Raw genomic sequence first — 13,455 nt, 5'->3', positions numbered from 1 at the left:
TTAGACTAGGACCGATGAGTTGCTACATCTATTTGGTCACCGAGCCGAGAAATGATGATAGGTTGCGCTTGGACTTCGAGTAGTTTCGCTTTACTTTTCCCATAAAAAAAAGCAACAAGCGCACCTACTGTTCCAAACAATATCGATGTGAAATCTGAACTAATTGAAAAAGAGAGCCCTATGCCATCTGTTAAAAATGTTCCTAAAACGGCTAATGCAAAAAAACCAAACAAAGGTAGTATATAAACCAAAGCCGCTGCTTTTAAAATTACGGTTTCTGGCAAGCCAATTTTAACCATTTCATTGGACTGTAGATCAAGCGAAGTCTCAATTGCAAACGTTTGCTTCTTTGGTGAAAAAGCTTTTGCTACGGTCGCCGTACCGCAGCTTTTATCTTGAGCACAACTGTGGCAGGCGCTTTTTCTTTCAACCTCTATAGAAACCCAGCCATCGTGATGATTCTTTATGACTTTTGCGATTTCTTCCATCATAATAAAAATCCCCTATTTTTTTAATTTGAGACTTTTAGCTATTGTCATTAAGGTATCTGAAGGTGCTTGTCCGACAACAACAATTTCAAAATCCCCCATTTTTTCAGTAACAATCGAAAGGCCATTAGTCGTCGTTAGCTCTTCAGGCAAGGGACCTCTTCCTGTTGGTGCGACATAAACAGATAAATTGACTAGACCATCAGAAAGTGAAATATATTCTACGGGCTGCCCACTCCCAAATAATTGATGAAGATCGCTTATGACTATCTTAAAACCATCTGGTAACCAAGAAAAACTCCATTCTCGGCCACTCGGTCGTCGATTTGTTTCGGAAGCTTCTGGCCAGCTACGTTTTATCGCTTCAGTAAGCACTAGGGGGGTAGAGTCTAGCACAGCCATTTCAACGACCATTAATTGCTCTAATAGACTTTTTTCGCGACTAAGAGTATCAAACCTAAGGGGTAAATAACTTTCCATATCAAGCCAAACTTGATATCCGAAGCGATATTGATCATTTGGAATAAAACGGATCAACTGTCCTGGGCGACCAGCAATTCGACCTCGACCTCCCAATACAAATTGGTATCCCTTAGCTAAAGACTGAATATTTCCAGAAAAAGACTGAGGCCACGTACCTTGAATTCTATTGGCTTGAACACTGTACGCTGGTTGATCATGCTCTAAAAACGTAACAATTCCCCCCACCCGAACGGCTTTTTGTGGTGGGCCATTGAGGTACTCTAAGAATGCTACTTCTTGGGTATCAACGTTACCATGTAAATAGACAAGCGGACGTATATGATCAGCTTGTACTTGAACCATTGATGCCCTGTATTGGGTTTCTTGTAAAGCTTGACTCATCTTTTCTAGCCAAGCTTCGGCAGATAAATTATTTTGGGCAAAAGCTGGAAATACTACAGCTGTAAGTATTAACAAAAACGAACGCAAACGAACTCCTAACGCTGATTTTTAGATGCAGAAGCTTGAGGGCTTATATCTTGCACTTGGATTCCAGCATTTAACCTTTGTTGTAACATATGATCTTGAAGGTAAGCATTAACGCGACGTCGCTGCTCAAGTATCTTTTCATTGTACTCTTGTTTACTCAATTTTGCCGTTGATGGCCCTGTTTGTAAACTCACAGGCGACGCACTCCCCACTAAAGGTACAGTGTTGATCATAGGTATGGAATTGTTTTCAATCGAGCCTTGTTGTTGGTAATTCTGAACTCCAATCACAGCAAATACTGCAACAGAAGCAGCAATCGCATATTGACCAAATTGCTTAAACAATGGAACAATTTTCGCCTTTATTCCTGACGTACCTTGACTCTGCTTTGGCGGCACAGGCGCTACAATTTCAGGCTCACTTTCTAAGGCTACCGCAATATTTGCCGACAAATCGAGTGAAAAGGTTTCTGGTAATTCATCGCGGAGTGCATCACCAATCACATGATAACGTTGCCATTTAGCTTGTGAAAGCTCATCACCAACTAACTCATCAAAGCGGTCGTTGTTAACGTCGCCATCAACAGCTGCTGATATCCACTCTTGATCTAACTTATCCATTACTCACCTGTCTAATTAGGTCTATTGTTCCAACATTGGTTTTAATACTTTATCTACGGCTTCACGAGCTCGGAATATTCTTGAACGAACGGTTCCCACGGGACATTCCATTATTTGAGAAATGTCTTCGTAACTCATACCTTCCAATTCCCTTAAAGTTATCGCCATCTTTAACTCTTCGGGTAGTGTATCTAAAGTATCAAAAATTGCTTTTTTGATTTCCTTCGAAAGTAATAGCCTTTCTGGGGAAGCAAATTCTTTTAATGCGTCACTACCATCGTAGTACTCAGCTTCTTCTGCATCGATATCATTTGCTGGCGTTTTACGTCCTTGAGAAACTAAGTAGTTTTTAGCCGTATTCACCGCAATTCGGTACAACCATGTATAAAACGCACTTTCACCTCTAAAGTTAGGCAAAGCTCGATAAGCTTTAATAAAAGCTTCTTGAGCAACATCAGCAACATCAGCCTGACTTTTCACATAACGTGAAATTAGACTCATCACTTTACTCTGATATTTTTGCACTAACAGGTTATAAGCTTGCTTATCTCCACGTTGTACCCGTTCGATTATCTGTTGATCACTATTCTGTCCACTCATCCGAGCCGACTACTCCCAAATCATAAGTTACTGATTTCTCAGTCGCTCGAAGTACATTCAATAATGTAGACCCATGCAACTTGAAAAAGTTCTAATTTTTATTAAAAAAATGCTACAGCAATAAAATTTATTTTGATTTACCATGTTAGACATTCATAAAAACATCATAATACTCGATGAAGCAATTAAATGAACACCAATCTGACGTTTTGGTGATCGGCAGTGGCGCCGCAGGTCTCACTTTAGCTCTTCAGCTTGCTGAACAGTGTAAAGTAATTTTAGTCTCAAAATCAAAACTTTTCGAAGGTTCCACTTATTACGCGCAAGGAGGAATTGCCGCTGTTTTTGATGATAGCGACAGTGTGGACTCACACGTTCAAGATACGTTAATTGCTGGTGCTGGCTTATGTGAAGAGTCTGCGGTAAGGCACACCATTGAAAACAGCAAAGATGCTATTCTATGGCTTATCGAAAATGGCGTTGCTTTTGATAAAGATATCAAGCAGCCTCCTGAAGGTACTGAATACCATCTCACTCGCGAAGGTGGGCACAGCCATAGGCGTATTCTCCATACGGCGGATGCGACTGGAAAAGAAATACAATTAACTCTGCAACAACGCGCTATTAGGCATCCTAATATTCAAGTACTTGAGCGTTACAATGCTGTTGATCTCATTACTAGCCAAAAGTTACAGCGCCGAGACAACCGAGTGCTAGGCGCTTATATATGGAATCGTAATAGTGAGCAAGTCGAAACTGTGAGTGCAAGGTTTATCATTTTAGCCACTGGTGGCAGCTCTAAAGTTTACCAGTATACCTCAAATCCTGATGTATCGAGTGGTGATGGCATTGCTATGGCATGGCGAGCAGGGTGTCGTGTCGCCAATATGGAATTTAATCAATTTCACCCAACTTGCCTCTACCACCCTGAAGCTCGAAACTTTTTACTTACTGAAGCCTTACGCGGGGAAGGTGCATACTTAAGGCGCCCTGATGGTAGCCGATTTATGCCTGATTTCGATGAACGCGCAGAGCTGGCCCCACGAGATGTCGTTGCTCAAGCCATTGATTTCGAAATTAAGCGCTTAGGTGTTGATTGCATGTATCTTGATATTACTCACAAGCCCGCAGAGTTCATTATCAAGCACTTTCCTACCATTTACGAACGCTGCCTTGAGTTAGGTATTGATATAACCAGAGTCCCTATCCCTGTTGTGCCTGCTGCACATTACACATGCGGTGGTGTGATGATCGATTTAAATGGCAAAACTAATTTGGACGGTTTATATGCTGTTGGTGAAGTCTCTTACACGGGCTTACATGGCGCTAACCGTCTTGCAAGTAACTCGTTATTAGAGTGTATTGTGTATGCTCGCGCTGCATCTCAACATATTTTTGAAATGCTCAGTGAGGAATATACCCAAGTCAAATTACCACAATGGGACGAAAGTAAAGTTTCAAATTCTGACGAAGAAGTGGTTATTGCCCATAATTGGCATGAACTCCGATTATTCATGTGGGATTACGTTGGCATAGTGAGAACCAATAAACGGCTAGAAAGAGCCTTGAGACGCTGCATGATGCTGCAACAAGAAATTCAGGAGTATTACAGTAATTTCCGTGTCAGTAACAATCTGCTTGAACTGCGCAATTTGGTACAGGTTGCTGAATTGATAATACGTTGCGCGATGGAGCGTAAAGAAAGCCGTGGCTTGCATTTCAACACTGACTACCCTAAGAAATTAGATACCGAAAAACCAACCATACTAAACCCAAAAGATACATTTAACCTAGAAACATCAGTTGACTGCGTTCTCAAACGTAGAAAAAATGGCTGATAGTAAGGCGTAGCTTGCAGCAAGTAGTTATTCTACTTGCAAAAGTTACAACACAGATAGCAGTCATTTTAGCAAGCTTGTGAGCGTAGAGCACTTCACTCATTGGGTGAAAGCCATGATGATAAAGTTATCTTATTGATCAAGCAGTTACTCATATACTCAGCGTTCAACTGATGTTTTTAGGTTTAACTCGTAATGTAACAATGCGAGTATATATTGAAGTTCTGGTAAACTAGATACTTTCTTTCTTATAAGTATGGACAGGAAAGTATCTAGTTAAACATTTGAAACACTGAGCTGAATTTCTCTTCGCAATCTGATACATACGGCTAATACGCTAGAATTGGAGGTATGTGGCACAAACATTTGTAGGACATGAGCCTTTAACCACTTTAGGCCTTCTAGGGCTTTTTCATTGTAATTTTCATCTTCAACAGAAAATGCATGAGGTAGTAAATTATTCGGCAAATACTCTCCAATAAACATTTTTAAATTCGATTCATCTAAATCTATATCTAACGGAGACTCTATAAAATAAGTCAGTAACTTTCCAAGTTCATGTCCAAATATAAATGCGATATTTTCAGCTATAAAATGTATATATTCATCTACTTGTTTGGAGTTATTATAAAGTGAGATAACCGTAGTGTGCCCGAGCTTTTTTTCAATATTACTCTTCATTATCCCTGACTTTATGCGAGATTCGTGCAATAAATCATGAAATGCTAGCAATGATGAACTCATTAGATCAATGTCATGTTTTTCACTTCTCTTAATCGTTAATCCAACAGGGACTAAAGCAGTATTTTGTGATAAATTCATCGTTTTTACAGAGAACCCACAAAATGCAGGAACAACGAGTTTTTCTTCTGATACGGTTTTGAGTGTTGAGAATATCTGCTCTACGTCCTCCGATGAAAACTGCATGAATATTGCTTGCAATATATGCCAAGTTTTATGACCAGCTTGCACACTCTCAGCTTCACTATTTGATATCCCAAATAAGCCGACATCCCAATCTTGATATATAATGTTTGCTAACGAAAGAGGGCCAAATTCTCTACCTACACCATAAAAACGCTGACTCTTTGCGTAATTCTCAGCTTCTTTGTCCCAATCTTTTATCAGTGTTCCAATTGATGAGTTTCTAATTTCTTTCGCTTCCTCCTCAGAAACATGTGGGATCGACAAAATGTTAAAAACATCTTGAACCAAGGTAAATTCTAGAGCCAACTTAAGAGACTCTTTGTATGGATAATTTTTATCTTTTAAAGCCTGAACCTGTTGTTTATAGTAATTAATTGCTTCTTTTTCAGTATTATTAAGCCACTGAGCAGCAAGATATAAATCAATTTGGCTTAAAATAACTTTTGATGTTTCTGCCATACATGGCATTGATTGTGTACCTTCACTGACTCGGATGGCTTTCTCATCTAACTCTTGAGCAAACATACTCCAATCCTTTTCAGTATGATAAAACTCTTGAGATGAACTACTCCAGTCTTGATCTGTAGGTTTAACCTCTGACTGTAAATCAAAAATTTGTGGACGTTGACATGTAAATACCTTTGCTGTCGGAGGCTCGTACTCCAGAGTACCTTGACCAAACTCACCATTTTCATACAGTCTGTAATAAGGATAACCTGTATGATAATAAAATGCTTCAGCGTTTAATACTTCATCGTCTACTATGCGCCATGCAGATAAATCGTCTTCATCCATTGAGTATTCTGATTCACTGAGCAAGCTTGTACTTTTTGCAAAAGAATCATCGTCGCAGACATAGCAACCACTTTCCTTTTCTCCGAAGAAACGACAGAAACAAGACGACCCTAAAGAGTTTTTATTACCTAGATCAGAGGTAACGCTTTCACTAACTAGATACTCTTTACTATCTCCGTTAACTCGAACAAATAATTCTGAAGATGATTCATCTTCAGAATATTCTAACCTTCTAGCTTCAACACTTTCAATATAGTTGGATATACCTCAATGGCACTAACTTAAGATTTAGCTGAAGGTTTACTAATTGAACAATAGAGAGTAAATCATACAGATTAAGGTTTTTCTAGTGTCACGCCATGAATACTACAACTCGCCAATTCTTCAATGATGCCCCAGAATTGTTACGTCGCTTTGCTCAAACGGAAGAAGATGAACTTTCTTCAATTCTCACTCTGCAAGATTTAGAAGATTTTCAAAAAGATAATACTCAAAGAGTACGCAAGTATCCCGCCTGCCACACACTTTCGCTTTTCATGAAGCAAGTAGCCAGTGAAAACAAGTCTTGTCGTTGCACACTAATCAGTGACGCTAGAGATCAAATTGCTATAGGTCGAGAGAAAAACAGCACAATTACAGGTCCCTACTGCAAAGCAAGAAAACGGTTATCTCCAGAGTCAATTAAATCGCTATTGAAGAAATCAGGAAAAAACTTAGATGAAGCGATTCAAGGGAAATACTTATGGCATGGCCGTAGAGTGCTATTAACTGACGGCTCAACACTATCTATGCCTGATACGCACGAGAACCAAGCCCAATTCCCTCAACCTAAATCACAAAAAGAAGGGCTGGGCTTTCCTCAGCTGCGGATTTTAGTGTTAATTTCTTTGGGAAGCGGTGCAGTCATTGACTCGGCTGTTTCACCTTGTAAAGGGAAAGGTACTGGCGAGCAGGCACTATTAAGAAGTATGCAGTCAGACTTGAAACAAGGCGACATTGTGCTGGGAGATGCTAATTTCGAAAACTACTTTGTTCTTGTAGGACTAATGGGTTTAGGCGTTGATGCTGTTTTCGAAAAAAACGGAGCCAGAAATGTCGATTTCAGAACCTGTGAAGAAAAGCTGGGTAAGCGAGATGGTTTATTTAAGCTAATTCGTCCATCCTGTCCAGAATGGATGACCCCAGAGGATTACGCTCAAGTGCCAGAAGAGCTTATCGTCAGAATGGTAGGAACAAAGAAACGTATCATTGTTACCACGCTCACGGATAAAGAAGTCTATCCGAAGCAAGATATTATTGATTTATACGTTTCACGATGGCATATCGAGTTGGATTTTAGGTCAATCAAGACCATGATGAAAATGGATATTTTAAGGTGTGGTAGTCCAGATATGGTGCGTAAGGAAATTGATGTTCATTTGTTAGTTTACAACATGATAAGGGCACTTATGTGCCGAGCGGCAGAAAAAAAAAGGAATATCGCCTAGAGAGGCAAGTTTTAAAGCCGCACATGACGCATTACAAGATTTTCAGATATTACTTTTGCAAGCCACCGAAGGGATCATTGACACTTTATTGGATGTGATAGCAAATATTATCGGCGAGCATATCGTTGGCAATCGCCCAGGGAGAAAAGAACCGAGAGCAAAGAAAAGGCGACCGAAACCGACACCAAGGTTACAACATTCAAGAAAGCAAGCACGTAGGCTTAAGGTATATCAGAAGTAATTCTTAAGTTAGTGCCATTGGAATAGAACTAGGTTTTGACGAGCTAGGAAAATATGAGTTCACCTCAGGCATGCTATGGCGAATTACTTCTGAAGGTTATGACTTTGCTTTAGCTCTTAATAAACCAAGCGTTTTAAGCGTAATTAAAGAAAAATTTCAAAAAGAAGGTCTTTCTGCAGTTATAGATATATCTAAAAAAATCGTTATAAAGCAAGCGAACAAGCTACTTGAAGAACAATAAAGTGCTTTAAGCGGACGTAATCCCAAACCTATTTACCATAACCTTTCGTTGTGAGCATCTGTTGTAAGCCCATACTTTCTGAAATGCATGCAAGATACGTTAAATAACTTTTTATGTATCCGCATTTATCAAGCCTTGAAGACTCAATAATTATCTACAAAAATGATCTGTTTACATAAATTACTTTGAATTCTTAGTAACACACTAAAAAAAAGTTATTTGGCTAGTTAACAGTATGGTATTTTGTCTATTTAAAATAACAGACAGCGGTGAGTTACTGTGATGTCTACTTACAATAAGCTGTTAGCTTAGTATGGAGAGTTTGGTGTCTGAATTTATAATTCAATTAGTTATTTCGACAGTTTTTAGTCTCGGACTCACTAGTTTTTTAGTTTTTTTAGTAAAAAGCTATTTAAGTTAAAAAATTAAAGGGCAACTGAAGCATGAATACGACCTAAAGCTTAGTGAATACAAAGAGTCACTATCAGCACAGTCTAACCGAGAGCTAGAAGAACTTAAGGCAACATTAAAAATTTCTGAAATAAAGTCTAATGTGCAAATTAATCATCTGCACGAAAAGCAAGCAGAACGTATCTTTCAAATTCATAAATATATGTGTGAATTATATTCTTCATTGAAAGATTATACGACAGAATTTCAAGCACGAACTAATAATGAAATGAAAGGGAAACGTGAAAATGTTTCAGAGTTACTTTCTAAAACAGGTGAATATCACGACTTAAACTCTTTATATTTGTCTAGTGAACTTAGCCTAAATATTAAAAATATTTTAGATGAAATTAAAACAACAGCAATTAGTTTCATGACTGAAATTGAAATGAATAACGGAAGTGATATCTCAAAAAATTGGGATGAAATCCATAAAAAAGTAGAAGACAAAATCAAAAGTGCAATTAGTGGCTTAGCTAATGAATTCAGAATAATTTTAGGCGTAAACTAAGTGCTGCATCAGCAAAAACGCAATGCTGTTATGCTGACGTATCTTTAAGGAGTAACAATGAGAGATAATCATCCTGTTTGGGATGTCTACGATCAGTTAAGAACTGCCCGATTAAATGAAAAATATTATGGGGCTCAACTTCAAAAGCATGAACAGTGGAATTTCTGGTCTGAGATTATAGTTGCCATAACTTCATCTTCTTCAGCTATAGCAAGTTTTGCTTTCTGGAATACAGAAACAGGAAGTGATATTTGGAAGTTTCTGCTCGTATTATCAGCTGTAATAGCAACCATTAAGCCATTAATTAACCTTACAAAAAAAATAAGGTTATATGAGGAACTTCTTGCTGGCTATAGGTTGTTATGCCATGACTTAAAGGATCTAAAAATTGACATCACTCAAAGTCAGTCTTATACAAAAAACCATCAATTAAAATTCAAAAAAATAATTGAAAAGCAAAGAACTCTAGCTGCAAAATCACCAGAACGCACTGAAAATGAAAAAACAAAACTTGCATGCCAAGAGGCTGTAATAAAAGAATATCCAATTAACTCATTTTTTATACCGGGGACGTGAAATGTCTAATAAACCAAAGCAACCGCCTAAACAGCCGCCTAAACAACCACCAAGACAAACTCCACGTCCAACAACTGATGGCAGTAGAGATAAACCTATAATTCCAAATCATGTTGAGCCTGGTAAACCTTGGCCTCGACGTTAAACATAAAAAAACCAGGTGATCGATTTAGGCGCTCTTATCTACCATAGCCGCCGTTGAGCGTATTTTTGTTGCTAGCCCTAAGTTGTAATTTTAGGGCTGGTCGCAGTTATCAGAAGCTCTATGTTCATAATTGGGTTTTAGAGATACTTTTTCTAATGCAACCACTTAATTAGTAATTGAAAACGAAACACGGTTTTGTCCAAAAACGAGTCAACCATATGATATTATTTAATTTGTATCTCATTTAAATTGGTTCATTTATAGAATCATTTAAAGTGAGCAACATAGCTTTATTAAATCACTTAATCTGAGCAACTAATTTGATAAAAGCGATTATTGTGAGCAAGCTCGTTTTTATAAAGTCATTTATTGTGAGCAGAAAATGACGGATAAATGCGAGCAAACCGATTTATAAATGCAAGCAACTACAGTTAATGGGTAGACTTGCTCAATACTATCATTCCTGAGTTGAATTCATCCTCGATAAACTCAAGTCCAAATTCATCTTTGAGAAAACTTATCATTCCATTTTTTAACGTATTATTGCCATGGTACCCAGTTATGATCGATGTTATGTTGGGTTCATTGTTTTGTTTGTGGTAACAAAATAATAGTCTTGCGAAAGCTAATGGAACACCTCGAATATGTGTACCATCGCCTGAATCTCCTTCGAAGATTTTATCCATATGCAAATCGATACAATGATTCATTAAGCCAACATTTTTTTTATATATTCCTTGTGTTATCCCTTTATCAATCATGCTTGCGAAATTATCTTTTTCAAGCGGCGCAAGTTGAGCATATATTTGTGAAGGAGTACTCATGTTACATTCGTTCATTATTTTTTCTAAATACCATATTTCAGTATCAAATTTCTTAGCCTTTATACATACTTTAATAAAGGCATTGTAAATGGCAACATTAGGTTTGATACCCCATTGTCGCATTAAGCTGGCTGAAACTGTATCGCCATCGCCCAACACCAATGTTTTGGCTTCTGCATAACGCCCTATTTCAGCGCAGGCCGTCAGCAAATTCAGGCAGGTGATTGAATCTGCCCTTAGTGGTAGATGAGGTGCCATCACGGGCTTATCACCACACACCAGTTGCCAAGCACTATCAAACTGGCCCGTTTGAGCGCATACCGTGATAAAAGCATTGTAAATGGCAACATTAGGCTTGATGCCCCAATGCTGCATTAAGCTGACTGTAGCTGTATCGCCATCATCATCGGCCAACACCAATGATTTGGCTTCTGCATAACGCCCCGTTTCAGCGCAGGCCGTCAGCAAATTCATGCAGGTGATTTGATTGGCCTTTAGTGGTAGATGAGGTGCCATCACTGGCTTATCACCACACACCAGTTTCCAAGCACTATCAAATTGGCCAGTTTTAGCGCATACCGTGATAAATGCGCTGTAAACGGCAACATCAGGCTTGATGTCCCACTGCTGCATTAAGCTGGCTATGGCTGTATCGCCATCGGCATCGCCCAACACCAATGATTTGGCTTCTGCATAACGCCCCGTTTCAGCGCAGGCAACCAGCAAGTTCATGCAGGTGATTTGATTGGCCTTTAGTGGTAGATGAGGTGCCATCACGAGCTTATCACCACACACCAGTCGCCAAGCACTATCAAACTGGCCATTTTTAGCGCATACCGTGATAAAAGCATTGTAAATGGCAACATTAGACTTGATGCCCCAATGCTGCATTAAACTGGCTGAAACTGTATCGCCATCGCCCAATACTAATGATTTGGCTTCGGCATAACGCCCCGTTTCAGCGCAGACAGCCAGCAAATTCATGCAGGTGATTGAATCTGCTTTTAGTGGTAGATGAGGTGCCATCACGGGTTTATCACCACGCACCAGTTGCCAAGCATTATCAAAGTGGCCGGTTTTAGCGCATACCGTGATAAAAGCATTGTAAATGGAAGCATCAGGCTTGATGCCCCATTGTTGCATTAAGCTGGCTGTATCGCCATCGCCCAATACCAATGATTTGGCTTCTGCATAACGTCCCGCTTCAGCGCAGGCAGCCAGCAAATTCATGCAGGTGATTGAATCTGCCTTTAGTGGTAGATGAGGTGCCATCACGGGCTTATCACCACACACCAGTTGCCAAGCTCTATCAAACTGACCCGTTTTAGCGCATACCGTGATAAAGGCATTGTAAATGAAAACATTAGGCTTGATGCCCCATTGTTGCATTAAGCTGGCTGTAGCTATATCGCCCAACACCAATAATTTGGCTTCTGCATAGCGCCCCGTTTCAGCGCAGGCTATCAGCAAATTCAGGCAGGTGATTTGGTTAGCCTTTAATGGCAAATGAGGTGCCATCACGGGCTTATCACCACACACCAATAGCCAAGCACTATCAAACTGGCCAGTTTTAGCGCATACCGTGATAAATGCGCTGTAAACGGCAACATCAGGCTTGATGTCCCACTGCTGCATTAAGCTGGCTGTAGCTGTATCGCCATCGCCCAACACCAATGATTTGGCTTCGGCATAACGCTCCATTTCAGCGCAGACCGTCAGCAAATTTATGCAGGTGATTTGGTTGGCTTTTAATGGCAAATGAGGTGCCATCACAGGCTTCTTACCACACACCAGTCGCCAAGCACTATCAAACTGGTTCGTTTTAGCGCATACCGTGATAAAGGCACTGTAAATGGCAACGTTAGGCTTTATGCCCCATTGTTGCATTACGCTGGCTTTAGCTGCATTGCCTAGTACCAATCTTTTGGCATCTGAAAAATTTAAATTTAACTTAATTAATTTCAGTAATAGTGTGCATGTTTTCGCTTCATAGGACGATTTAAATCGTATTATGTCACTAAAAATGCCGTCGAAATTAGATGAATGGCTGTCAGAAAACTCGGCCGCTTTGTGTAACAGTTTATGGATTAACCTTATGTCCCAGGATGTTTCCATGACCTGTTTGTCGTTTTTTAGGCTGTGAATGATTTCAATAAGCTGAGAAAGTTTAGTGCAACCACCAATTAATGCATTTAAATCAATACCCAGTTGATTTTTGGTTTTCTGTTTAAGTTTCCAAGAGTGAATAAGTGCACTTATCTGAGTAAAAAAGGAGTCAGCGGAGGGAGATGGTTGCTGTATTTGCTTGGTATATTGAGTGCTCGATTTTGGAGTAATGAAGCGAGGCTCAGTTGCAAAGCGCCGGCAAGCATTACTTGGCTTCTTACAATAATGAGCATCTTGTGTACGAGAGTTAAAGCGAGTCGACGATGATTTATTGTTGAAAAAATCATACAGCTTTTGTCTATTGGTTTTGCTTAATCTTTGATAACACTGTTGTAAGTTTTCATCACCATCAAACTTTGAAACCTCAAAGTTAAGATATAATACGGCTTCGCTAGGGTATTCTTGGAGACTTTTGAGCATAAATCTATATATTGATTCATGCTCAGCAGAAGTGCGCACTGTCGCCATCACATTACTCAATAAGTGAGTGAATTAACAAGCTAAGAAATAACGCACTGAAAAGATAAATACAAAATTATTCAGCTTTAAGGCATTCTATAAATGTATAACAGAAAATTATCCACCGCACAGGGGA

13 protein-coding genes are annotated in these 13,455 nt (G+C 39.3%); 7 read left to right on the top strand and 6 right to left on the bottom strand.

The features are described 5' to 3' along the window. Positions 1-5: 5 nt before the first annotated feature. The 4 genes from E2I05_RS05295 to rpoE are packed head-to-tail and all read right to left on the bottom strand — an operon-like array spanning position 6 to position 2,659. Positions 6-491, bottom strand: coding sequence for a SoxR reducing system RseC family protein (locus tag E2I05_RS05295; protein WP_121854176.1), 486 nt, complete (start codon positions 489-491; stop codon positions 6-8). Between the two features lie 12 nt (positions 492-503). Beyond that, positions 504-1,439 carry a MucB/RseB C-terminal domain-containing protein gene (locus tag E2I05_RS05290; RefSeq protein WP_121854175.1) on the bottom strand — a complete coding sequence of 312 codons (936 nt, stop codon included), beginning with the start codon at positions 1,437-1,439 and terminating at the stop codon, positions 504-506. A gap of 8 nt (positions 1,440-1,447) precedes the next feature. Then, entirely contained in the window at positions 1,448-2,059 is a 612-nt protein-coding gene (locus E2I05_RS05285; RefSeq protein WP_121854174.1) for a sigma-E factor negative regulatory protein, read from the bottom strand. Between the two features lie 21 nt (positions 2,060-2,080). Beyond that, complete coding sequence (rpoE, locus tag E2I05_RS05280) at positions 2,081-2,659, bottom strand: RNA polymerase sigma factor RpoE (protein WP_121854173.1); 579 nt, start codon at positions 2,657-2,659, stop codon at positions 2,081-2,083. A gap of 176 nt (positions 2,660-2,835) precedes the next feature. Here rpoE and nadB point away from each other — a divergent pair, with 176 nt between their 5' ends. Continuing rightward, entirely contained in the window at positions 2,836-4,497 is a 1,662-nt protein-coding gene (gene nadB, locus E2I05_RS05275) for an L-aspartate oxidase (RefSeq protein WP_121854172.1), read from the top strand. Between the two features lie 276 nt (positions 4,498-4,773). On the opposite strand, the gene E2I05_RS05270 is transcribed toward nadB, so the two are convergent. Beyond that, entirely contained in the window at positions 4,774-6,219 is a 1,446-nt protein-coding gene (locus tag E2I05_RS05270) for a hypothetical protein (protein ID WP_121854171.1), read from the bottom strand. A 359-nt stretch (positions 6,220-6,578) separates the two neighbouring features. Between E2I05_RS05270 and E2I05_RS05265 the strand changes: the two genes are divergently transcribed. The 6 genes from E2I05_RS05265 to E2I05_RS21955 all read left to right on the top strand — a co-directional run bounded on the left by E2I05_RS05265 (position 6,579) and on the right by E2I05_RS21955 (position 9,870). Beyond that, a complete protein-coding gene (locus E2I05_RS05265; RefSeq protein WP_133309407.1) occupies positions 6,579-7,706 on the top strand; it encodes an IS4 family transposase in 1,128 nt (375 codons plus the stop codon). Between the two features lie 55 nt (positions 7,707-7,761). Then, positions 7,762-7,947, top strand: a complete 186-nt coding sequence (locus E2I05_RS05260) for a hypothetical protein (protein ID WP_133309493.1) — start codon at positions 7,762-7,764, stop codon at positions 7,945-7,947. A 70-nt stretch (positions 7,948-8,017) separates the two neighbouring features. After that, a complete protein-coding gene (locus E2I05_RS21960) occupies positions 8,018-8,188 on the top strand; it encodes a hypothetical protein (RefSeq protein WP_165905566.1) in 171 nt (56 codons plus the stop codon). A 553-nt stretch (positions 8,189-8,741) separates the two neighbouring features. Beyond that, on the top strand, positions 8,742-9,149 hold the full coding sequence (locus E2I05_RS05255; RefSeq protein WP_121854938.1) for a hypothetical protein: 408 nt from the start codon (positions 8,742-8,744) through the stop codon (positions 9,147-9,149). 57 nt (positions 9,150-9,206) lie between these two features. After that, entirely contained in the window at positions 9,207-9,725 is a 519-nt protein-coding gene (locus E2I05_RS05250; protein ID WP_121854937.1) for a hypothetical protein, read from the top strand. A gap of 1 nt (position 9,726) precedes the next feature. Continuing rightward, positions 9,727-9,870: a hypothetical protein gene (locus E2I05_RS21955; RefSeq protein ID WP_165905565.1), complete on the top strand. Its 144-nt coding sequence runs from the start codon at positions 9,727-9,729 to the stop codon at positions 9,868-9,870. A 431-nt stretch (positions 9,871-10,301) separates the two neighbouring features. Here E2I05_RS21955 and E2I05_RS05245 read toward each other — a convergent pair whose 3' ends face one another. Then, positions 10,302-13,328, bottom strand: coding sequence for a pentatricopeptide repeat-containing protein (locus E2I05_RS05245; protein ID WP_121854936.1), 3,027 nt, complete (start codon positions 13,326-13,328; stop codon positions 10,302-10,304). Positions 13,329-13,455 lie beyond the last annotated feature (127 nt).

This window comes from Parashewanella spongiae, assembly GCF_004358345.1.
GTDB lineage: Bacteria > Pseudomonadota > Gammaproteobacteria > Enterobacterales > Shewanellaceae > Parashewanella > Parashewanella spongiae.
Note: the sequence above shows the minus strand (reverse complement) of the source record. Positions and strands in the feature narration are given on the sequence as shown.